Annotated in this window: 20 protein-coding genes; 10 read left to right on the top strand and 10 right to left on the bottom strand. The window is 55.2% G+C overall.

The window, feature by feature from the left end:
* Nucleotides 1-190: 190 nt before the first annotated feature.
* On the top strand, nucleotides 191-1318 hold the full coding sequence (locus ACR0IP_RS06590; protein WP_480524544.1) for an aminotransferase class V-fold PLP-dependent enzyme: 1128 nt from the start codon (nucleotides 191-193) through the stop codon (nucleotides 1316-1318).
* A gap of 12 nt (nucleotides 1319-1330) precedes the next feature.
* Here ACR0IP_RS06590 and ACR0IP_RS06585 read toward each other — a convergent pair whose 3' ends face one another.
* From ACR0IP_RS06585 to ACR0IP_RS06575, 3 genes are all read right to left on the bottom strand, one after another.
* A complete protein-coding gene (locus ACR0IP_RS06585; protein WP_480524542.1) occupies nucleotides 1331-2527 on the bottom strand; it encodes a UbiH/UbiF family hydroxylase in 1197 nt (398 codons plus the stop codon).
* A 73-nt stretch (nucleotides 2528-2600) separates the two neighbouring features.
* Nucleotides 2601-2849, bottom strand: a complete 249-nt coding sequence (locus tag ACR0IP_RS06580; protein WP_170470040.1) for a hypothetical protein — start codon at nucleotides 2847-2849, stop codon at nucleotides 2601-2603.
* 86 nt (nucleotides 2850-2935) lie between these two features.
* Nucleotides 2936-3580, bottom strand: coding sequence for a pyrimidine 5'-nucleotidase (locus ACR0IP_RS06575; protein ID WP_480524540.1), 645 nt, complete (start codon nucleotides 3578-3580; stop codon nucleotides 2936-2938).
* 100 nt (nucleotides 3581-3680) lie between these two features.
* Between ACR0IP_RS06575 and ACR0IP_RS06570 the strand changes: the two genes are divergently transcribed.
* The gene (locus tag ACR0IP_RS06570; RefSeq protein ID WP_170470033.1) at nucleotides 3681-4328 is read left to right on the top strand and encodes a GntR family transcriptional regulator; all 648 of its coding nucleotides are present in this window, start codon (nucleotides 3681-3683) and stop codon (nucleotides 4326-4328) included.
* Nucleotides 4329-4424: 96 nt separating this feature from the next.
* On the opposite strand, the gene ACR0IP_RS06565 is transcribed toward ACR0IP_RS06570, so the two are convergent.
* Nucleotides 4425-6308: a glycosyltransferase gene (locus tag ACR0IP_RS06565; protein ID WP_480524538.1), complete on the bottom strand. Its 1884-nt coding sequence runs from the start codon at nucleotides 6306-6308 to the stop codon at nucleotides 4425-4427.
* Nucleotides 6309-6403: 95 nt separating this feature from the next.
* Nucleotides 6404-7570, bottom strand: a complete 1167-nt coding sequence (carA, locus tag ACR0IP_RS06560; RefSeq protein ID WP_475217800.1) for a glutamine-hydrolyzing carbamoyl-phosphate synthase small subunit — start codon at nucleotides 7568-7570, stop codon at nucleotides 6404-6406.
* Between the two features lie 182 nt (nucleotides 7571-7752).
* Between carA and ACR0IP_RS06555 the strand changes: the two genes are divergently transcribed.
* A complete protein-coding gene (locus ACR0IP_RS06555; RefSeq protein WP_170551479.1) occupies nucleotides 7753-8238 on the top strand; it encodes a GatB/YqeY domain-containing protein in 486 nt (161 codons plus the stop codon).
* Between the two features lie 10 nt (nucleotides 8239-8248).
* On the opposite strand, the gene ACR0IP_RS06550 is transcribed toward ACR0IP_RS06555, so the two are convergent.
* The 3 genes from ACR0IP_RS06550 to ctaD form a co-directional block, all read right to left on the bottom strand.
* Nucleotides 8249-8740, bottom strand: a complete 492-nt coding sequence (locus ACR0IP_RS06550; RefSeq protein WP_170689929.1) for a DUF2244 domain-containing protein — start codon at nucleotides 8738-8740, stop codon at nucleotides 8249-8251.
* A gap of 44 nt (nucleotides 8741-8784) precedes the next feature.
* Complete coding sequence (locus ACR0IP_RS06545) at nucleotides 8785-9384, bottom strand: DsbA family protein (protein WP_170689931.1); 600 nt, start codon at nucleotides 9382-9384, stop codon at nucleotides 8785-8787.
* A gap of 146 nt (nucleotides 9385-9530) precedes the next feature.
* Nucleotides 9531-11189 (bottom strand): cytochrome c oxidase subunit I, encoded by a 1659-nt coding sequence (gene ctaD, locus ACR0IP_RS06540; RefSeq protein WP_170376446.1) that lies wholly within the window; start codon nucleotides 11187-11189, stop codon nucleotides 9531-9533.
* 307 nt (nucleotides 11190-11496) lie between these two features.
* Here ctaD and ACR0IP_RS06535 point away from each other — a divergent pair, with 307 nt between their 5' ends.
* From ACR0IP_RS06535 to ACR0IP_RS06505, 7 genes are all read left to right on the top strand, one after another.
* Nucleotides 11497-11913 (top strand): HIT family protein, encoded by a 417-nt coding sequence (locus ACR0IP_RS06535; RefSeq protein WP_480524535.1) that lies wholly within the window; start codon nucleotides 11497-11499, stop codon nucleotides 11911-11913.
* Between the two features lie 846 nt (nucleotides 11914-12759).
* Nucleotides 12760-13938, top strand: a complete 1179-nt coding sequence (locus ACR0IP_RS06530; protein ID WP_480524533.1) for a tyrosine-type recombinase/integrase — start codon at nucleotides 12760-12762, stop codon at nucleotides 13936-13938.
* Complete coding sequence (locus ACR0IP_RS06525) at nucleotides 13935-14630, top strand: hypothetical protein (RefSeq protein ID WP_480524531.1); 696 nt, start codon at nucleotides 13935-13937, stop codon at nucleotides 14628-14630. The genes ACR0IP_RS06530 and ACR0IP_RS06525 overlap by 4 nt, the downstream gene beginning before the upstream one ends.
* Nucleotides 14631-14707: 77 nt before the next feature.
* Nucleotides 14708-14899 (top strand): helix-turn-helix transcriptional regulator, encoded by a 192-nt coding sequence (locus ACR0IP_RS06520; protein WP_480524530.1) that lies wholly within the window; start codon nucleotides 14708-14710, stop codon nucleotides 14897-14899.
* Between the two features lie 433 nt (nucleotides 14900-15332).
* Nucleotides 15333-16712 (top strand): reverse transcriptase domain-containing protein, encoded by a 1380-nt coding sequence (locus tag ACR0IP_RS06515; protein ID WP_480524528.1) that lies wholly within the window; start codon nucleotides 15333-15335, stop codon nucleotides 16710-16712.
* Nucleotides 16713-16786: 74 nt separating this feature from the next.
* Entirely contained in the window at nucleotides 16787-17161 is a 375-nt protein-coding gene (locus ACR0IP_RS06510; protein WP_480524526.1) for a hypothetical protein, read from the top strand.
* Nucleotides 17148-17423 (top strand): hypothetical protein, encoded by a 276-nt coding sequence (locus ACR0IP_RS06505; RefSeq protein ID WP_480524524.1) that lies wholly within the window; start codon nucleotides 17148-17150, stop codon nucleotides 17421-17423. Before ACR0IP_RS06510 ends, ACR0IP_RS06505 begins: the two co-directional genes overlap by 14 nt.
* Nucleotides 17424-17937: 514 nt before the next feature.
* Here the strand turns inward: ACR0IP_RS06505 and ACR0IP_RS06500 are convergent.
* On the bottom strand, nucleotides 17938-20283 hold the full coding sequence (locus ACR0IP_RS06500; RefSeq protein WP_480524522.1) for an ankyrin repeat domain-containing protein: 2346 nt from the start codon (nucleotides 20281-20283) through the stop codon (nucleotides 17938-17940).
* Between the two features lie 22 nt (nucleotides 20284-20305).
* Complete coding sequence (locus ACR0IP_RS06495) at nucleotides 20306-21424, bottom strand: hypothetical protein (protein ID WP_480524520.1); 1119 nt, start codon at nucleotides 21422-21424, stop codon at nucleotides 20306-20308.
* Nucleotides 21425-21462: the final 38 nt, after the last annotated feature.

Raw genomic sequence — 21462 nt, 5'->3', positions numbered from 1 at the left:
GCAGAAGCACGCAGAAGTGTAAAGGGTATGTGATACTAGTTGGCGTCAATACTAAAATAATGGCGTGTTTGAGGGTTAATTTTTTCTGAAAAACAAAGATGACTTTGCGTCACCTTTTCGTCGGAAATGCGCTTTACCCGCAATGATAATGTGTTGAAGGTGCCGTCAACACTGATTGAAAGGACATCAAATGCCCGCCTTGCTGGATTCCATCGACCCAAATGGCCTGGAAGAATTTTCGGTTGTGTTCACGGACCGATCCCTGAATCACATGTCTGCGAGCTTTCAGCAGGTGATGCGCGATATCTCGGGCATGCTGAAGCAAGTCTACAATGCGGATGGCGTTGCCATAATCCCGGGTGGTGGCACCTATGGGATGGAGGCCGTGGCCCGTCAATTTGCCCGTGATGCCAATGTCTTGGTGGTGCGCAACGGGTGGTTTTCCTACCGTTGGAGCCAGATTATCGAAAACGGCGCTCTGACTGGATCGGTCACGGTGATGAAGGCGCGTGAGACAGGCAATGACAGTCCTTCGCCGTTTGCGCCCGCACCAATTGACGATGTGGTTGCGACGATCCGCGAGCAGCGCCCGGATGTGGTGTTTGCCCCGCATGTGGAAACCTCGGCCGGGGTGATTCTTCCGGATGACTATGTTTCGGCCATGGCTGCAGCAGCGCATGAGGTCGGCGCGCTGATGGTTCTGGATTGCATCGCGTCGGGCTGCGTGTGGGTCGACATGAAGGCCACCGGTGTGGACGTTCTGATCTCGGCCCCCCAGAAAGGGTGGAGCGCGTCGCCTTGTGCCGGTCTGGTCATGCTCTCGGACCGGGCCGAGGCGCGGCTGCAGGACACCCAGTCCGACAGCTTTGCCATTGATCTCAAGAAGTGGCGGCAAATCATGCAGGCCTATGAGGATGGTGGTCATGCCTATCACGCGACCATGCCAACCGACGCGCTGCGCGCGTTCCGCGATACGATGGCCGAGACGCAGGACTACGGCTTTGAAAAGCTGCGCGAGGCGCAATGGGCCTTGGGCAATGGCGTGCGTGCAATGCTGAAGGACAAGGGCATCGTTTCAGTCGCGGCCGAGGGCTTTGGCGCTCCGGGCGTCGTGGTCAGCTATACCGCCGATCCCGAGATCCAGAACGGCAAGAAATTCGCCGCTTTGGGGATGCAGATCGCGGCTGGTGTGCCGCTGCAATGTGATGAGCCTGCCGGTTTCAGCACGTTCCGGTTGGGTCTGTTCGGTCTCGACAAGCTCTATGACGTCGACGGCACGATTGCGCGTTTGAAGCGCGTGTTGGATCAAGTTCTGTAAGCCGCTAGGGCCTCAGCGCATGCCAAGGCCCATCTGCATCAACGTTTTGCGCACCGGCGCCATGGAATAAAGTGCGTTGAGGCCCATGGCGCGTGCATCCCTCAGGGGCCGCGCCTCAAGCATTGAGGTGCGGTTCAGAAGGTCGATCCCCTTCACCCGCAGCTCGATCTCGGTATGGCGGGCTTTGTGGTAGGCCTCAAGCATCTGTGCATCGCCCAGAGTGTCGGGCCGGGCCTGTGCAAGGTCCAGCAGGGTTCGCAGATCGCCCAGAGACATGTTTAGACCCTGCGCGCCGATGGGCGGCACGACATGGGCGGCTTCGGCCATCAGGGCAATACGTTCACCCGACAACCGCTCAGCCGATTGGCTGATGATCGGCCAGATCGTGCGGCGTGAGGCCAGCTTCAAAGGTCCAAACAACCCGCAGGAGCGTTCTGTCATCGCGGCCTCAAAAGCATCTGCGTCGAGGTTCAGCAACTCGACCGCGCGCGGACCGCGCTCCATCCAGACAATGGCCGACGATGGCTGACCCTGCCAATCGGGCAAGGGCACCAAGGTGAATGGCCCGCCAGAACGGTGGATCTCGGTCGAGACATTCTCATGCGCGATTGGGTGTGTCACCGCAAAGGCCAGGGCCTTTTGACCGTAACGCGTGGTGTGAACGGAAATCCCGGCGGCTTCGCGCATCGGTGAGTTGCGACCGTCTGCGGCGATCACCAGCTTGCAGCGGATACGGCTGCCGTCGCTCAGCCCTACTCGGGCCTCGGCGGTGCGGGTGAACAGGCTGACCGTTGCGGTGCCGGGGCGGAAATCGACATTGGGCAGTTCCGACAGGCGCGCGACCATCTCGCGCCGCAGCAGCCAGTTGGGCAGGTTCCAGCCAAAAGGTTGTTCGGAAATGTCCGAGGCGTTGAAGTCCCGCACGACGCGCGGTTCGGGAACGTCGCCGCCCGCGTCAACGATCCGCATAACTTGCAGCGGTGCGGCGTGGCTGTCCAGCCGGTCCCACACTCCGCATTGTTCCAGCAAAATGCGAGAGGGTTGCAGAAACGCTGTGGTCCGCAGGTCAGAGCCATCAACGTCGCGTTCGGTGATCGGCGGTGTTGGGTCCACGCAGACCACGTTGAACCCGGCGGCGCCGAATGCGGCGGCAGCGGTCAGCCCGGCGATGCCGCCGCCGGAAATCAGGATGTCACAGCTGTCAGTCATGGCGCATTCTCCGTTCCCGGCAAAACCTAGTTCGATTCCCGGCGGTGCGCCAAGCGACATCCTGTCCCGCGTGTTAGCCGCGTGAAATCAGGATGAGGACCAGAAACATAACCGGAACCATCATCAATGCGGGGATGTAGAGGCCGGGCAGACCAAACAGCAATGCCGAACAGCCCCACATGCTGACAATCGCAGCGGCGGTATAGCCCAGATCCTCGGGGCGGCCATCGGCCACGTCGCGGGCCATCCAGCCAAAGAGGGGAATTGCAAAAAGCAGGCGCTGCCAAATCGGCAGGCGCTGCGGCATCATTGTCGCGGTCATCGGGGTCTCCGTTCTGTTCGTCGCAGACCGGCATATAGGGATGATTTTGCAGCTGCAGAATATACAGATCGTCGCAGTGTGACAGCCTATCGCAGGCGGGCGAGGAAGGCGGTCAGATCGTCGGTATGATGGTGGATATGATCGGCATCATGCGGGTCGGGTGCGACGTGAACCGTGCGCATTCCCATCTCATGCGGGGCAGCCAGATTGCGCGGATCGTCTTCGAACATCGCAGCCGTTTCCGCTGTGATCCCGTCTTTTGTAAAGATTGCCTCGAACGCGGCCTTTTCGGGTTTAGGCCGATATCCGGCATGCTCGACCCCGTAGATGGCATCAAACAGACCGGTCAGCCCACGCGCTTCAAGGACACGCTCGGCATAAGGCGCGCTGCCATTGGTGTAGACGATGCGGCGACCGGGCAGGGCGCGGATATGGTCAGCCAGTTCGGCGTCCGGGTCCATATGGCTCAGGTCGACTTGGTGAACTGCGTGCAAGTAGGGGGCGGGGTCCAGATCATACTCGGCCATCAAACCCGCCAGCGTGGTTCCGTATTCGCGCCAGTAGTGCCCCCGCAGCCGATCAGCCTCAGCCCGGTCGACGCCGATGGCTTGCACGACGTAATCCGTCATCAACACCTCGATCTGATCGAACAGGCGCATCCGTGGCGGGTAGAGGGTGTTGTCCAGATCGAACACCCATTGCGTGACGTGGCTGAAGGACGGTTTGACCATGCCTACGGTGTAGGGCGCTGGGGGCAGGTTTTCAATGCCGCACTTGATTGCAGACGGTTAGGACGGATAGACAGGTCCGAACGAGGAGACCAATCGCCCCATGCCCCAGTCCAGACACCCCAGCAAAGACGCGTATACGCTTATACTCGACGCCATTGATGTCGGTATCTACAAGCCCGGAGATCGTCTTGTCGAAAGCGAATTGGCCGAACGGTTCGGCGTATCCCGCACCCCCATTCGCGAGGCGCTGCAACGTCTGGAAACGCAGTCTCTGTTGGAGCGGGACGGGCGGTCGCTGATCGTGGCCTCCCTGAACCACAACCAGATGGCCGAGCTTTACATCGTGCGGCGCGAGTTGGAGGGGTTGGCCGCAAGCCTCGCGGCCAAACATGCGACCGAGGAAGAAATTCGCGTGTTGCAGGAGATGGTCGCCGAGGATGATGCCTTGGTCGATGATCCGGCGGCGTTGTCGCGCGCGAATCGACGGTTTCACGAGCAGATCCATTTGGCCTCGCACAACCGCTATCTGGTGCAGCAACTGGACCTTGTGCATCGGACCATGGCGCTGATGGCGACCACGTCTCTGGCGGCGCAAGGGCGCAGTGAAATCGCGCAGAGCGAACACAAGGGCATCGTCGAAGCCATCGCTGCACGGGACGAAGAGGGCGCGGCGAAAGCGCTGAAAGAGCATATCTCGGTCGCGTTCATGACCCGTTTGAAGCAGGATGCGATCCGGCGCGACGGCTAAAGCGTTTTGCGTTTTATCTGAGGTAAAGCTATCGAAATGCGCGTTCGACGATAGGGAGAGGCAGCGTATTTCGATTCAAATCAAACGCAAAGCGATCTAGGCGTCCTGCGGCGGCAGGTCCTCGGAGGCCTGCCCGTGTTGGGTTTTGTCCCAGAAGAACGGTTTGGCGGCCAGTTCCCACAATGCTTTGTAGGCCGCCACGACCCCGAGCGGGTAATAGAGGATCATCGTAGGGACCCAGGGTAGCAGGAACCGTCGCTCTTTCGCCCAGACGGCGATGACGCCGATGATGAAGTTCAACGCTTCTGCGGCCAGAAACAGCCAGATCAGGGTTTTGAAGGTCTGCATCGGGGTCACCTGGAGGAACGGGTTGTTCAGCCCCAAGGTGGTCAGCCAGAACATCCACAAGACGGGGGCCAGCAAAAACTGCCCGACCGTACCCATAAAAAAAGCCTGAATACCGATGAATTTCAGCGGTCCCAGATCTCGCAGTAGGCGCAGCGGTGCTCGCATATGGACAAGGTAGGTGACCATGAAGCCTTTGAGCCAGCGCGAGCGTTGCTTGACCCAGGGCCAGGCGCGAAAGTTGGCCTCTTCAAAGGTGGTGGTGTTCACGATCTCGGTCCGGTAGCCGGCGCGGCAGAGGCGCACTCCCAGATCGGCGTCCTCGGTCACGTTATGGGCGTCCCAGCCGCCAAGTTCCAGCAGCTTGTCGCGGCGAAAGAAGAACGTCGTGCCGCCCAGAGGGACCACGAACCCCAGCTTGGCGATCCCCGGAAGAATTACGCGGAACCAACTGTTATATTCGATGGTAAAGCAGCGAGAGCGCCAGTTGGTGCGCGGGTTGTAGTAATCCAGCGCGCCTTGGAGGCAGACAACGTCAGGTGCAGCCTGCGTGAAATGATCAACGACCCGCTCAATCTGGTCGGGTTGTGGGGCATCTTCGGCATCCCAAACCCCGAGAATGTCGCCCCGACAGAAATCCAAAGCGTAGTTCATGGCGCGAGGTTTGGTGGTCAGGCCGTTCAGCTCAGGTACTTCGATGGTTCGGATCCAACCGGGAAGGTCAACCTTTGACAATGTGTCCCGCGTGACATCGTCTTTTTCCTCCAGCACTAAAATCACGTCCAAAAGCGCCTTGGGGTAGGTCAGGCGCTGAAGGCGCCGGATCAACGCTCCTGCGATCTCACGCTCTTTGTACAAAGGAACCATGATCGACACGCAGGGCTGCCGCAGAGCGGTCACCGGCGAGGAGGGTGCAGGCTGCGGCCGCAAAGCTTTGTAGGCAAAGGCCAAGAGGCCCGAGAACCGCATGATCATGAACAACAGCAGCGACACCACAGCCGCGGTCGCCAGAACGGCCATTCCAGTCAGCGGAAACGAGACGAAGGCCAGTAACGCCAGCGCAACAATGCTGGCGCTGCGGGTTCGGCTCCAGGCGGTCCAGGTGCGGCAGCTCTGATCCTCGGTCACGCGGGCCTCGGCGTTCTGGGCCAACTGGTTCGAGAAAATCTGCGCAATCGAGCGGTCGATCTGATCGGCAGCCGCGACAACCGGAACGATGGTCAAATCATAGCTCGCCATTTCGGCCGAGACCGTGGGAAAGCGATCCGGTCGCGCGGTGGCGACGAACAGAAACGGACCAATCCGCAGCCACGGGATCACATTGTGCCGCAGCCAGAACTCCATTGGTTTAAGAGTGCTTAACTCTGCCGAAGGCGGGGTTTGTAGCAGATCGGCGATCTGCAGATTGGTTTGCGCGGACAAAGCGGCCAGAACATCTTTGCGGCTGGCCCAGCCTTCACTCACCATAATTTCTCCGAGCGGAGCGTTCTGGCGGGCCTGAAGGTCCAACGCTTGATCCAGCTGGTCCTGCGTTATCACCCCGGCATCAACCAGACACGCCCCTACGGGTTTGCGAAGCTCAGGCGACGGGATCGGATGTGTTGCAGAGATTTGTTGTGCGTTCAAATCAACCATAAAAGAAAAAACCCCGACGCCTTTTGTTGGCGTCAGGGTTGAACGACTAAGGTTAACGCACGGTTAACTCTGATAAACACACGGAATTTTGGTGTTTACGCCTGTGCTTTTGCGTCCGCCATCGCGCTGGCAAAACGTTCAAACAGGTAGAAACTGTCCTGCGGTCCGGGGGAGGCCTCGGGGTGGTATTGAACCGAATACACCGGGCGGTCGGTCATGCGGATGCCGCAGTTGGAGCCGTCAAACAACGAACGGTGCGTTTCCACCACGCCGTCGGGCAGTGACTGAGCGTCCACCGCGAATCCGTGGTTCATCGAGGTGATCTCGACCTTGCCGGTTTCCAGATCCTTGACCGGGTGGTTCGCGCCGTGGTGGCCGTGGTTCATCTTGACGGTCTGCCCGCCAAGCGCCAAGGCCAGCATCTGGTGACCGAGGCAAATACCGAACACCGGCAGCTTGGTGGTGTCGAGGATCTCCTTGATCATCGGTACGGCATATTCGCCTGTGGCCGCCGGATCGCCGGGGCCGTTGGACAGGAAGACGCCATCAGGCTCATGGGCCAGAACCTCGCCCGCTGTGGCAGTTGCGGGCAGAACGGTCACGTCACATCCGGCCGACGCCAGGCAGCGCAGGATGTTGCGCTTTGCGCCAAAATCAAGTGCGACAACCTTGTGGGCAGGGGCCTCTTGCCGCTGGTAGCCGTCTGGCCAGGCCCAACGCATCTCATCCCAGCGGTAGCTTTGGGCGCAGGTGACGTCCTTCGCGAGGTCCATCCCTTCAAGCCCCGCAAAGCCGCGCGCGGCGGAAACCAGAGCTTCGATATCGAAGTTGCCCTCTGGGTCGTGGGCCAATGCGACGTGCGGCGCACCCTGCTGGCGGATCGCGCGGGTCAGGCGGCGGGTGTCTACGCCACCGATCGCGATACGGCCACGACGCTCCAACCATCCCTTCAACTCTTCGGCCGAGCGCCAGTTTGACGGCTCGGTCGGGTCCCATTTGACGACCATGCCCGCAGCCACCGGATCGCCGGTTTCGTCGTCTTCAGGGTTCACGCCGACATTGCCGATATGCGGGAAAGTGAAAGTGACAATCTGCCCGGCATAGGAGGGGTCGGTCATGATCTCTTGATAACCGGTCATGGCAGTGTTGAAGCACAGCTCGGCCACGGTCTGTCCGGTGGCGCCGAAGCCCATTCCGTAGAACAAAGTTCCGTCGGCCAAAGCCAGACATGCGGTGGGCTTGGACGGGGCGTTCTGGGCCATGGCACAACTCTCCTGCAGGTAAATCGGCGCATACCTAAGGGGGTTATACGTTCGGGTCAAGTCTGATCATTTTTTAGGCTATCTTTGTTTTTCAATAGGTTAGCGGTATTCACCCCCTGTTGTGTCACGCTTTTTGTTTGGATATGTTCGGGGTTCCTTTGTCATGGGGATGGACAAACCATATGGACATGCGATCACGGGTGAATGCCGCTCTGAAGCAAGCGATGAAAGACAAGGCGGCTGAGAGGCTGTCGACTCTGCGGTTGATTAATGCTGCGATCAAGGATCGCGATATCGCCGCGCGCGGCTCGCAAAACGAAGAGGCCAAGGGCTGCGGTGACGCCGAGGTTCTTGAAATTCTTGGTAAAATGACCAAGCAGCGCAAGGAAAGCGCCCGCGCCTATGAAGAGGGCGGACGTCTGGATCTGGCGGAACGGGAATTGCTGGAAGTCTCGGTGATCGAGGAATTCCTGCCCAAGCAGCTGGATGAAGATGAAGTCTCGAAAGCAATTCAGACCGCTATCACCGCGACCGGGGCGGGCTCGATCCGCGATATGGGCAAAGTGATGGGCGAGTTGAAGACGCGATACACCGGGCAGATGGATTTCGGCAAGGTCGGTCCGATGGTCAAAGACCATCTGTGTACCGCCTCGAACGGCGACTGCTGAGGCTGAACCTCTACTGCGCGGCCGGTCCGCGCAGTTTTGCTATCAGGTCGTCATAGAGGGTGATCCGCTCATCCTCGGACAGAAACGCGCCAATCTCGACCTCGCGACCAGCTCCGATCAGGGTCACGTAGTGCGGCACTGGCCCACCGGTTTCGTGCATCTCGGGGCGGGCCCAATACCTGTTGCAAGACCATTCCTGCTGCTGTTTTCCCGGTGACTGATGGATCAGACGCGCCTGTGAGCCGCTGAGGGTCAGAACCTCGACCGCGCTGCGCGCTCGGTAGTTCGTCTGGATCGCGAGCCACAGGCCCAGAACTGTCAGCAACAGGAAGGGCAGCAACCCCCACAAGACTACCGATCCCAGCATGGCCAGAACGGGAATAAGACCGAAGGTGAAAACCGACAGAATCACAATCATCGCGCCGCGCGGAGGCAATGAGTTATGCGGCCAGAGGCGCAATTCCTGTTCTGTGTCCGAGGTATGATTCCATTGATAGGGCATAGTGGAAAACTAGCGCAAAGTTATGTGCTGTCTAAGGTTAAAGATCACACGACGTGGCCAACTCGGACCCAAGATAAAGCATCGTCCAATCTGTCATCGCCCCAGAAAACCTCGCCCCTTACGACAAGGCTAGGTGCGCCAAAAACCCCGAGGCGTTTTGCTTGTTCGGTTTCAGCCTCTAGCGCCGCGACGGCATCGGGGCTGCGCGCGCGAGAAAGGACAAGGCGGGGATCTTGCTGGCACCGCAAAAGGGCCTCGGACAGAGCAGTCTCACTGCCTGCTTCGACGCCGTCTTCAAACCAGATCCGATAGAGGTTCTGGGTGAAATCCTTGCCCCAACCCTCACTCATCCCGAGTAGGGCGATCTGATTGGCCACAGGCAGGTCCGAAATGGGGTAGGGCGCGGGCAGCTTGGCATGGATGTGATACTTGGCCGCCCGGCGTTCGATATCACGCCACATATATGCAGATTTCACCGGCTTACCTGCAAAGGGCACGTTCTGCTGTTCGGACATCACGCTGCGCACGTTGAACGGGCGCCAACGCACTGAGGCGTCGTTATCAGTGCACCAATCATCAAGGCGCATGATCGTCAGAAAGCTGTATGTGCTTCCGATCGAATACCAAAAGTCAATTTCGGGCATCTGGACCCTCCCCGGATTGCCGGATGAGTTTCCCTTACCAGAATAGCCTATTTTGCCCGTTCTGGCGATGTGTTGTTCCAAAAGGTAAATGCGCAAAGAAAAACCCCGCCGGGATGGCGGGGTTTTCTTGGTTTCTCAGCCGGGGCTTAGTGCGCGTGGCCTTTGTCCCAGTCTTCCTGCTTTGGCAGCTGCTCGAACGTGTGCTCGGGCGGTGGCGTCGGCAGGGTCCATTCCAGCGTATCCGCGTACTCGTTCCACGGGTTCGGACGTGTTTCCTTTGCGCCGCGGAAGAGGGCGTAGAACACGATGCCGAAGAACAGCAGGAACGAAGCGAAGGACACGAATGCACCGATCGACGACACGAAGTTCCACTGAGCGAACGCCTCAGGGTAGTCGATATAGCGGCGCGGCATGCCCTGACGGCCCAGGAAGTGCTGCGGGAAGAAGGTCAGGTTCGCGCCGATGAAGAACATCCAGAAGTGGATCTTGCCCCAGAACTCGGAATACTGGCGGCCTGTCATCTTCGAGAAGTAGAAGTAGACGCCAGCGAAGATCGCAAAGACGGCACCCAAGCTCATCACATAGTGGAAGTGTGCCACTACGTAGTAGGTGTCGTGATAGGCGCGGTCGATACCAGCCTGCGACAGAACCACACCGGTCACACCGCCAACGGTGAACAGGAACAGGAAGCCGAAGGCGAACAGCATCGGTGTCTTGAACTCGATCGAGCCGCCCCACATGGTCGCGATCCACGAGAAGACCTTAACACCAGTCGGAACCGCAATGACCATAGTGGCCAGCATGAAATAGGCCTGCTGACGCAGCGACATGCCAACGGTGTACATGTGGTGCGCCCATACGACGAAGCCCAGAACACCGATCGCGATGATTGCCCAGACCATCGGCAGGTAACCGAAGATCGGCTTGCGCGCGAAGGTCGCGATCACGTGGCTGATGATGCCGAAACCGGGCAGGATCACGATGTACACTTCCGGGTGGCCGAAGAACCACAGGATGTGCTGATACAGGATCGGGTCACCGCCACCGGCTGGATCAAAGAAGGTGAAGCCGAAGTTGCGGTCCATCAGCAGCATGGTGATTGCGCCTGCCAGAACCGGCAGCGACAGCAGAATCAGCCACGAAGTGACAAAGATCGACCAGCTGAACAGCGGCACCTTGAACAGGGTCATGCCCGGGGCACGCATGTTCAGGAAGGTTGTGATCATGTTGATCGCGCCCAGAATCGATGACGCCCCCGAGACGTGAACGGCGAAGATCGCAAGGTCCATGGACATGCCGCCCTCGGTCGTGGACAACGGCGGGTAAAGAACCCAGCCCACGCCTGAACCCAACTGGTCGTTACCGCCGGGGCTGAGCAGCGAGGCCACACCCAGAGAGGTACCAGCGACGTACAGCCAGAAGGACAAGTTGTTCATCCGCGGGAACGCCATATCCGGGGCACCGATCTGCAACGGCATGAAATAGTTGCCAAATCCGCCGAACAGGGCAGGGATGACAACGAAGAACATCATCAGAACACCGTGATAGGTGATCATCACGTTCCACAGATGGCCGTTAGGTGTACATGGATCGGCCATGAAGCCTTCCAGGCACATGTACTGAACACCGGGGTGCATCAGCTCAAGCCGCATGTAAACGGTCATCGCCACCGAGATGAACCCGGCGATAGCCGAGAAGATCAGGTAGAGAATCCCGATGTCCTTGTGGTTGGTCGACATGAACCAGCGCTGAAAGAACGAGCGCTCGTCTTCATGATCGTGGCCATGAATGGCTGCGTCTGCCATTTTAGGTGCCTCCTGTTGCAACTACGCCGCGCAACCAGACCTCTCCGGTGCGCGGGATTACTGCTGGTTTTAGATTGCGTTGAGGTTGCCTTCAATGGCCGAGTTTGATCTGGATCAAGAATAATTGTCGCGGGCAGAGCGCTGCGCCGCGAATTCAGATCATCGATGGGTCGAATCTGGCTATTTCATCCCAGCTTTCAAGAGGTCACGCAGGTTCGTCAGCCTGAATCGGCCGAGTTCCGCCTTGACCGACGCACGTTCGAACCGCAGAACTTCTTTGAACCCATTGCAAATTCAGAGGCCCGACATGTCAGCATATGATCCGGACAATATTTTCGCCAAAATCCTGCGCGGCGAAATCCCCTCGACCCGCGTATACGAAGATGATGAGACGCTGGCATTCATGGACATCATGCCTCGTGCCGATGGTCATCTGCTGGTCATCCCGAAAACCCCGTGCCGCAATGTGCTGGACGCCACGCCCGAGCAGTTGAATGCCGTTATGGCGACCGTTCAGAAACTGGCCCGCGCTGCCAAGCGGGCGTTCGACGCCGGTGGGGTGACCATTCAGCAGTTCAACGAAGCCGCAGGCGGGCAGGAGGTCTTCCACCTGCATTTCCACATTCTGCCCCGACATGAAGGTGAACCCCTGCGCGCACCCGGCAAGATGGGAGATTTCGAAGTGATCGCTAAACACGCCGAGCAGATCAAGGCGGCGCTCTAGCTCTCGGCGATGCGGGAATTCGGGTATTGGGCCGTCCGAACTGCCTTAAGCATAGCCCGGAAACGAAATTGCCGTTCCGATTTGGGGTCGGAACGGCAGACTCGTACTCATACACATTACGGGTCACCGGAGCAGATCCGGGTTACCGGTTAACATACCACTCACTCAAGACTGGTAGGACAATGTTACTCTTTAACCGGGCGAATGTATGCCGGTTTAATGGAATTTGGTTAAGCTTTTACTTAAATGGCCACAATTGCTGTCGAATATTGCAGGGTTGAAATGACCGATAGCTGCAGCTTGGAAACAGAGGGGCGCGTGCGTAGGGATTGTACGTGGATTTGGGCGCCTCAGCGATTCGATCAAGGCATTTGATGCGCTAGGCTCAGGACGCATAGCCAATAGGAAAAGCGTGCGACGAACGCGGTTTCGAACAGGAACGTCTTGGGGCGCTAGTCCTACCTTATCGCCACGCGCCGCCGGTCCTTCAGCCCGCCAAACAAGATCGCGTATCTAGGTGCCTTGAACAACCTGCATGGCGCTCAAGTCGTTTTGCTATGCAACAGTAGGAAAGCTAAGGCGCGGCAATGGTGATCCGTCAAAGACGAACGCAAAGCAACTTTTAAGTTACAAAGAAAAGTCGCGGCATCGAGGGGAAGCGGCCAAGCTATTGTTTTTGTTGGTGCGGTCGAGATGCATTGAAGACTTGAATACGCACAATTCCGACCATTTCAGGTTGCCTCAGTAGTTCTTATAAAGCTCTGTAAAACATGAAATTATGGTTTCCATTCACGTCAGAGTGGTTCACTGTGTCTCACAGTACAAGGTGGACCAGAGGGTGGACCAATGCCTGCACTCAACAAGCTATCGTCATTGCAGGTAAAGAATGCCCAACCCGGCAAATACTCGGACGGCGGGGGGCTCTGGTTGCATAAAAAAGATGGTGATGGTGGCAAATGGTTCCTTCGGGTTCACGTCCACGGGCGTCGTAGAGAGATGGGATTAGGTGCTTTGTCTGCCGTTTCTCTGAAAGAAGCCCGCGAAGAGGCCGAGAAATGGCGGGCCGTCGCCCGTCAAGGAAAAGACCCGATCAAAGAACGGGAACGGATACGCCGGGAAGCCGCTAAAGCTGATCACACCCTAATGATGGTAGCGAAGGAAGCCTTTGCAGCCCGTCAGGCCGAACTAAAGGGCGATGGCAAAGCTGGGCGTTGGTTCTCACCGCTGGAACTTCATGTCCTTCCCAAACTTGGTAACGTGCCGATTGAAGAGATTGATCAACAGGACATCAAAAACACCCTCGCCCCTATCTGGCATTCCAAAGGTGAAACCGCGAAGAAGGCGATGGATCGTTTGGGCATCGTTTTCCGGCACGGTGCAGCGATGGGACTGGATGTGGACCTACAAGCTACGATGAAGGCGAAAGCCCTACTCGGAAAGTCCCGTCAGGTTCGCAAGCACATTCCTGCTATGCCTTGGATTGACGTGCCCACCTTTTATGACAGCCTTGACGACGGCTCGGTCACGCATCTTGCATTTCGGTTGTTGATCCTGACATCAGTGAGGTCCAAACCCTTGCGTTTCATTCATGTGGACGAATTGCACGGTGATACATGGGTCATTCCGGCAGACAAGATGAAGACCACCAAAGAGTTTCATGTGCCTCTGTCCAATGAAGCCCAGCGCATCATCAAACAAGCCACGGCATTCGAAAAGGAAGGCTACCTGTTTCCGAATGTCCGAAAGGGTGTCATCTCCGATGCCACCATGTCCCGCCTGATGGGGCGTCAGGGCTTAGAGGCACGCCCCCATGGGTTCCGATCCAGCTTCCGGACGTGGTGCGCGGAAGCAACCGACACGCCGCGCGAAGTCGCCGAGATGGCGCTTGCGCATGAGACCGGCAGTAAGGTGGAACGTACCTACAGGAGAACGGACTTTCTTGAACAACGCCGCGCGCTCATGGAGCGCTGGGCGCAGCATGTAACAGGCCAGAGTGCCGAGGTTTTGAAACTGGTTGCAAAATGACCGTAAAACATATCGAACAAGCAGTCTCTATCTCGAAGAAGAAATGGACGCCGGATAATGATGTCCACCCGCTGCACGAAAACCCGGAGTTATCTTTCAACCGAGAAGGAATGTTTGACATTGATCCAAAGGAGTTGACGGCGCAACTGGTGGTCTTGAGCGCGCAAATCTCCAAAGAAACGGCATTGTTCGAAGATGTTCTAGCGGAGGCAATTGAGACTGCAGACCATGCGGCGGAACCGTATTCGCGCCCTCTTGTCATGTCGGGTATTGCAGACAGGCTGGTTGCGGCTTGCGAAATATTAGATGACATTCCACACGGGTACCATGACGCCCTACTAGCTGCGTTCGATCTAGCTTTTGGTGCTGGCAGAGACTACCAGCACATAGAGTTTGATGAAAAGTTTCTTCCGAAAATTGTGCAAGCCTATCAAAGAAACATACAGATAAATGAGAACGAAGGCAGAAGCGAACACAATAGAAGGAAGAAAGAGAACGCCAAACTCTGGCAACGAGTTGCTGTCAAAAAAATTGAAGAACTCGGGCATGTTAGTTTCTTTGAAGAGCGACTTCGCAAAGAACAAGCTGGGTTAATTGGGGACACCCTGAGTGCTAGTGGATTTCACCTTAGCGAAGGGACAATCAAGAACTGGTTGAACAAATACCAAAAGGAAATTCACTCGTTCGAGTGAGTTCCACACTACTCAAGCAAGAACTGACTGGACCTGATACCTCTGAGCGCAAACAGACCAAACTGGAAGCGTTTAGCATGAGTACGAAGCACAAATACAGCACCCTACGCGAATTGACCGAAACCTACCCGTTCAGCGGTCCGACCATTTACCGGATGATCAAAAAGGGGCAGTTTCCCAAGCCGCTCAAGATCGGCAGCCGATCCTATTGGATTGCCGATGAAGTTGAAGATGCAATGCAGGCACTGGCGGACGCTCGCGGCGGATAATCAAGAACAGTTCTGGAAACACCTCGATGGTAATGCATCACCAACTGCCCTTCGCACCACCGATCAAACACTAATCTGAGATTTTCCGATGGAAGAGATAACCGATCTCGTGGATCACCACGGGACACCCTACACTTGTGCCGAAAAGACCTCTAATCGGCTAGATAACCGCGAGTGCTCCGACACCTACTCTAAAATTGTGTTCGCTACAGACAATTACCGCGTGATTGTCAGCAAAGATACAATCCAATGGATTATCCAGCGCCGGAGACCCGCTAAACAGCCCGCTGGGCGTGCATGGAACCCTCTAGGCTGCTGCGTAACTCGTGCTGCCCTTTTGCGTCTGTGGCGCAAGCACACAGGTTCTGTTCCGAATGAATTAGCAGCCCTGCCGGATAACTTCGTCCGTTGCGCGAAAAAGTTGGGCTGAGTAATGGCAGCACCCAACGACCTGACCGCCCAGTGCATTTTGGTGCAACCAGTTGCACGACCAGGCAATGTGAAGAGCTGGCCCCAAAAGCGGGGGCTGGCTCATCAGACGTTCAACGAAAAGAGCCACGCCATCGCAACGGCGAAGGCATCTGGAAAGCGATTGAACCCTGTTGTGCGCGATTTCCTTCGCAACCCCAAGGTCCGACTGAGCGCGGCATTGCGTGCGCTGGGCGGAGAGCCGGGCGAATTTGAGGCCGTCGAGCTAGGTAAGAATGTGAACGCATGGGCAGAAAGCTACGCGCCCGTCGCTTGGTACTTCACATCGAAAGCAGACGGATCGTCCCGGCCTATCTGCCTTCTGCCGCCGAACCTGAAAGCGGTCCACTACATGATTGCCGAAGCAGTCGCACAGCAACTTGAGCGAAGTGACGCACTCTACGGCGTGCCCGGTTTCAGCCGAGATGACGCAGCACGGAACCTGAAAACCCTGCAATCTGCCGGATATGTCCACTTAGCCAAGACGGACATCGTTGACTGCTTTCAGAGCATCAATCCCAACGCCCTTTATGAACTGCCACTACCACAGGAGGTGACACGCCGAGCACTAGACCTACGTAACTTGTCCTTCATTGAGAACCGGGACCATAGGGCATCTCAACTCTCCTATAGTTCCTCTCTCTGTGTACATCATGGACGCCACAAGGCAAGCGGGCCGAAAGGCCTAATGCAAGGCTCCCCGGCTTCCAACATCATCCTCGCTTGGCTGTTGAACAGCATCCCCAGCGTGGATGATGCCAAGGTCATGCTCTGCTTCGACAACATCATTGTTGCAGCACGTTCGATGGCTGCCTGCCGGGAGATGGTTGATACCTTGACCGCTCATTTTGAACGGTGCCGTGCTGGCCCGCTTGCGCTGTGTGATCCCGAATTCGCCGAAAACACCCCTATGGAATTCCTGGGGTATGTGTTTGACCCAGCCCGATCCGACATAGGTATCGGGGATGGCGCGCGACACAGGTTGGAGCACCGCCTGTCGCATGCGGAAACGGAGGACGAAACCAAACTTGCGAAACTCTGGCATGAGCATCAACGCCGTGTAGCAGAGAACAGGCTGTTTGAATTCATCGATCCGTTCAACGGGCACTACCCACTTGGGGTGTGGCAAGCCCTGCTGGATTTCCGTGCCGGTTTTCCGGCAGCCTCAGCGGAAGGTCAGGACCTGGCATTCTATCTGGAGAATTCCGCTCACGTCGCTGACATGCGTCAGAATTGGTACGTGAAGCACTTTCACAACAACCTGTTCGCCCAGCGCGGTACGTTAGAGGGTGCATCTATCCGGCAAATTTTCCGGATGTACTCCGACCAATCGAATTCACACTGAAAATCGGCGGCAGCGACAGACAGCAACCTGCCTGCGCTGCGCCCAATCATTCCCCAAAACCGAAAGGAAAAACAATGAACAACCACGAAGAATATCTGCTGGATGCGGGCGACGATTTAGAAACAGGATGGGCCTTGTTGAAGGACACACTGTACAAGCAGTCACCGGCAGGTATCGAGATCGAACGCCGGTTGCAGTACTTGCGCGACGTACACGATGATCGCCAACTTAAGCGTATGGCAGAAATGGATGCTTTGCGGCTTTCGGATGCCCCTGATGAACAAAAAGAACAGCGAATTCGTGAAATTCGCCGAGACGCAGCGGAGGACAAGGACCTCTTCCACGAGCTGAGTGAGCCCTTCGAACGCGAAAAAGAGCACCTTTGCGCGAGTTTGAAAGCGAACTACTTCAATAGCCGTGGCAAAGGTTCAGAAAATGGTCCTGACTGAGTTTCTCTTCGCTGCGGCCTATTGTGCAATCGGTAGCATCCTCTGGCGAATGATCGCGTTGCCCCGGCCATCTGCCCCCCACATCACTCGACTGGATGCGGTCACTCAAATCGAGCTGGAGATGATGCGCTGGGAAGAACCTCAAATGACCGGTGAAATGCTGCTGGTAAAGGGATCATTCATTCTGTTTTGGCCCGTTGCGTTGGCTCTCGGAGCCGCCAATGCCCTCTGGGAAAGCTTCTGTGCAACCGGTTGCAACTAACCTTGAACTTCGTGCTGGGCGTTGCAACTGGTTGCAGCGCCCACGTTTTAACCAATCTTAACCAACCGGAAATCGTTTCAGCTAAACATCCAACAAAATATGGGGTCCTACTTGCGCCTGTAGACACACATCACGCCTGTTAGGTCGCAATTTATAGTTGAAAGTCAAACTTGCGCCTCAATCGAAAATTTAGGCACCACTTGCCAGAGGCGATTTGGCTCAAAGTGACAATATCCAAACGCTTATCACGCCGCGAACCGCAAACGGGCAGCATCGAGTGAAAATGGAGTACCGCGCACAGAACGGGTTCGGCGGAATGAACGTTGAATACCAAGTCGCAATGATTTCGGGCAGCACGTGTGAGATAGTCAGCTTTCACTAATGCACAGCCCACTGCTGAAGTACCAAGAACGGAAAGAGAGCGTTGCAACTGGTTGCAGCGCCTTCGTCTAACCAAGCTTGACTTAATAGTTCCCAAAGAAAAGAGTGTCTGAAAAGCTCAATACTCTAGAGGCTATTTTAAGCTCACTTTTTGTGTTTCGCTCTTTCCCCAACTCCCAATTTGCACTCTGGGGTTGCGGTTGGCTCCCACTAACTCAAATACTTCCCAATGAGATTCGGGATCCGAAAAAATGGTGACCTGGCAAAAATCAAACTTCTTCGGTGGACCGGAAGAGTTAGGTTTGTAGTCCGCTCTAAAGCCCCAATCAAGAGTGCCACCAACTACACTCTTAGCCCTAACAAAATTGGCATAATCCTTGCCGTATTCGTGAGCACAATCCCAATCATCTCCACAAAGTCCAGTGATGCCACCGCTAAATGCGGCCTTTATTGAAGTATTAAAATAGTGGTTGCACAAAGCGACCGATGCATCCTGTGAACCCTCGCCCCAAGAACCATCAATCTTGCCCGAGTAGTAACCCCGATCCTTTAACATCCTCTGAATCTTAGATACTACCTCCGTCTTTTTGTTACCCCTTGTGCTGATGGAACTTTGCCCAGGTCTAGGGATGTGCGCAGCTAGTCGATCATACCCCGCGACCATTGCGGCATCAAACAAACTGACCTTCTCTTTGATCAAAATACTGTCCATAGTAGAGCCTATTAGACGACCATTTTCAAAGTAATCTGAAAAATAGTAAGTCCAGCCGTACCACCACAAGAAATCAAGTACATCTTGCTCTTCGCACAACAAGAACAATGCCCAAAGAACATTAGTTTTATCGAAGGCTTCGAAGTAAGAAACCGCTTCGAGGCCCTTGCCACCCGGAAACTGCGAAAAATAGGAACCTGCTATTGCTGAGGCAGTCGCGCAGTCATCCTTTTCGACTAACTCAAAAACGGTTTTTGAAATAACTGTGAAGTCGTGGCCGGTCACGATTTCTTTCTCTGGAACGGTGTCAAATCCTAGCAACAATCCGGCCCCAAACAGATCGTCAGCAAAGCTTGCTCTGAATTGCCAAGATTTTTGTTCTTCATTTTTGAGCTTTTCAGCGATCCTAGAGACGGCGAACGATCTATAAGCCTCGAAGGCCTCGGCTTGTGTCGGGCGATCTATCAATTCATCTAGCAGAAAATTCAGCCCGCCGTTCTTTGCCTGAAGACTCCCTACATCAAATATCAAGTTTGCTGCTCGATCTCTTATTGCAAACTGGTCGCTGAGTAGACCCAGTTGCTCTGCTGAAATCCTAACTCTCTCGGAGACATTTTGCGGCTTTTCTGGCCAAAAGTTGGTTTCAGGATCCATTGCCGCTATTTCGACTAGCGACATTCCCAGCCAAATGGGATCCAAAAAAAAGCTAGGCTCAACAGGCTCAGCTTGGTGAGACTCACTAAAATTTATCAAGTGAGACTTAGCCTCAGTATCGTTTTCGCCATGAACGACGTAGTTACGAATCGATCTTAGTTCAGAACTGTCCGTCTGTTGCTTTAGGAACGGAAGGGCTTGATGGAATCCCTCTTCTATCGCCAAGTCCTCCGGTGCAAGGCTTTCTTCACCTACTTTGCTTAAGTCAGTACCGTTGGAAACTAAAATAGAGATAGCCTCCATGTCTTTTTCCCATATAGCTACATGGATAGGCCTCGGCGCTCCTGGCATAGATCGGAAGTCTAAATTGGTTTGTTCAAGAGCAACTAGCTTTTCGAGGCTCGAATGGTCTGAATTTAAGATTGTAGCGATTAAGGGAGTTAAGCCTTCAGTGTTAGCGACGTTAGTCTTAGCACCCATTTCGAGTAGAGTATCAACAGCCTCATTGTTCTGTTCCGCTACCGCCAAGACGATGACGGGCCACCCATCGCCAGTCACATGGTTTGGGTCGGCACCAGCTTGGATTGAACCGAAAAGGCTTTGATCATCGCCATCTAGTATCGCCGATACTAGATGGTCATCGACACTGAGTTCGCCTTCCTTCGAAACGTTGTCTTCCGTCGCATCTGGTTTTCCAAATTGGCTCATGCCCATACTAGCAGCGATATCAATGGGAGAAACTCCATCGTCACTCGTGATCGTGGGATCTGCGCCAATCGAAAGCATGTATTGAGCTGCTTCTATTTGTTCTGCCATCAAAGAGACCGACAATGCAGTCCATCCGCCTTCCATTTTGGAGTTGATGTCGATTCCTGTTTCCACCAGCGCGTCAATCGCTTGGATGTTTCCAATACTGGCCGCGAACGTAAGGAGATCTACTGGTGCATTCTGAGGATATTCGGCCCATGATATTCCGTCGAGAGCCTCTGATAGTCCCGCGTGATCTTGGTTTTCTATTGCCTCTGCGATCACAAATTCGGTCGGGGGTTCTTCAGACAAGGCAATAATCGGAGTTAGAATTAAGAGTAGGATTATCAGAAACTTTTTTTTCATATCTATTAATGATCTTTCCACTTTAGATCCGGCAACCCGCGTTCCGAAGCACGGCCTGAACACGTCGATGCTCTGCTTCGAGCTCCGATGTCCAAGTTCCTTGTGCTTTACGTTTGTTTCTCAGGTATAGTATTTCCGGCCACTGAACTTTTTCTGCGTAATCACAGCCGGGATCTCTAGATTTCCTCACAGGTGCAGTGGTCGAAGCATTGCGATTAGCCCGTTTGCTCTTTCGTTCCGATGCGCGCCTCTGCGCTGCTAGGGCCGCCTTTTTTTCTGCTGCGGCTGCTTTTTCTGCTGCGGCTGCAGCCATTACACTTCTGTTGCTCGCCATCGATTGATTGCTGATAACTTCGATTTCTTTCGCCAGTCCATCAAACGCCATCTCAAGCTGCCCGTCAGGTTTACCTGAACCATCGTATCCGACTTGTTCTTGAATTCTTGCGAACCTAGCCTGATAGGTTCCTCCTTGGCCGCCACTCACACCTGTTTTGGCTTCAAACTCACGAAACGCCTCGTCCAATCTCTGAAAAGCTTGATTGTTGATAAACTGCGCTCGACTTATTGAATCTTGAGTGAGCCGTTTGCTTAACGAGTGAGCGCGAGAGTTTTTCGAAATTTTCTGCGCTAGCCCGCTGATGGCGGAATACCTGTCCTGTGTAGATGACAATGGATCCACTAGTGACTTCGCGTTGGACCAAACCCCCTTTGCCAAACCAATGTTGCGTTGCCACGACTTAATGGAGCTGTACGACTTAACTCCACTCGGTCCTGCAATGATTTCGACAATACTTTCAGAGGCTCTTTGTCTGGCAATCCTCTTTGATCTCACGGTTTGTTCCGCGCGAAAGTGGCATGTTTTGAGCTCTTTGTCTCTATGTACTCTGGCACAAACGAGAGCTGATTTTTCTGGGATACACGATTTCCGGATCGTCCACGACTGCTTGCCACACGCCGAAAACGCATAGCTTCCTATTTTTTCGCCACTATCTTTAGCTGTAGCCTGACAAAACCTTTCACTTTGGAATAACTTGGAGATTTCTGAAGACAATTCCGAATTAAGCGAACCACAGTCTCCATAGCTAGGAAACATTGGTGACACCGGTAATTCAGCTTTTGCTAAGCCAGCAAAAAAAGTCAAACATCCGACAGCGAATAGCCTCGCAAGACTGTGCATAA

It is taken from the genome of Ruegeria sp. AL11 (assembly GCF_056540865.1).
The sequence above is the reverse complement of the archived record's forward strand: the minus strand, read 5'-3'. Positions and strand labels throughout refer to the sequence as shown.

Coding starts and splice junctions, on each gene's coding strand:
- ACR0IP_RS06585 (WP_480524542.1), bottom strand. CDS start 2,527: ATGACTGACAGCTGTGACATCCTGATTTCCGGCGGCGGCATCGCCGGG.
- ACR0IP_RS06510 (WP_480524526.1), top strand. CDS start 16,787: ATGAACAACCACGAAGAATATCTGCTGGATGCGGGCGACGATTTAGAA.
- ACR0IP_RS06525 (WP_480524531.1), top strand. CDS start 13,935: ATGACCGTAAAACATATCGAACAAGCAGTCTCTATCTCGAAGAAGAAA.
- ACR0IP_RS06590 (WP_480524544.1), top strand. CDS start 191: ATGCCCGCCTTGCTGGATTCCATCGACCCAAATGGCCTGGAAGAATTT.
- ACR0IP_RS06535 (WP_480524535.1), top strand. CDS start 11,497: ATGTCAGCATATGATCCGGACAATATTTTCGCCAAAATCCTGCGCGGC.
- ACR0IP_RS06515 (WP_480524528.1), top strand. CDS start 15,333: ATGGCAGCACCCAACGACCTGACCGCCCAGTGCATTTTGGTGCAACCA.
- ACR0IP_RS06580 (WP_170470040.1), bottom strand. CDS start 2,849: ATGACCGCGACAATGATGCCGCAGCGCCTGCCGATTTGGCAGCGCCTG.
- ACR0IP_RS06520 (WP_480524530.1), top strand. CDS start 14,708: ATGAGTACGAAGCACAAATACAGCACCCTACGCGAATTGACCGAAACC.
- ACR0IP_RS06500 (WP_480524522.1), bottom strand. CDS start 20,283: ATGAAAAAAAAGTTTCTGATAATCCTACTCTTAATTCTAACTCCGATT.
- ACR0IP_RS06570 (WP_170470033.1), top strand. CDS start 3,681: ATGCCCCAGTCCAGACACCCCAGCAAAGACGCGTATACGCTTATACTC.
- ACR0IP_RS06545 (WP_170689931.1), bottom strand. CDS start 9,384: ATGCCCGAAATTGACTTTTGGTATTCGATCGGAAGCACATACAGCTTT.
- carA (WP_475217800.1), bottom strand. CDS start 7,570: ATGGCCCAGAACGCCCCGTCCAAGCCCACCGCATGTCTGGCTTTGGCC.
- ACR0IP_RS06550 (WP_170689929.1), bottom strand. CDS start 8,740: ATGCCCTATCAATGGAATCATACCTCGGACACAGAACAGGAATTGCGC.
- ACR0IP_RS06505 (WP_480524524.1), top strand. CDS start 17,148: ATGGTCCTGACTGAGTTTCTCTTCGCTGCGGCCTATTGTGCAATCGGT.
- ACR0IP_RS06530 (WP_480524533.1), top strand. CDS start 12,760: ATGCCTGCACTCAACAAGCTATCGTCATTGCAGGTAAAGAATGCCCAA.
- ACR0IP_RS06565 (WP_480524538.1), bottom strand. CDS start 6,308: ATGGTTGATTTGAACGCACAACAAATCTCTGCAACACATCCGATCCCG.
- ctaD (WP_170376446.1), bottom strand. CDS start 11,189: ATGGCAGACGCAGCCATTCATGGCCACGATCATGAAGACGAGCGCTCG.
- ACR0IP_RS06575 (WP_480524540.1), bottom strand. CDS start 3,580: ATGGTCAAACCGTCCTTCAGCCACGTCACGCAATGGGTGTTCGATCTG.
- ACR0IP_RS06555 (WP_170551479.1), top strand. CDS start 7,753: ATGGACATGCGATCACGGGTGAATGCCGCTCTGAAGCAAGCGATGAAA.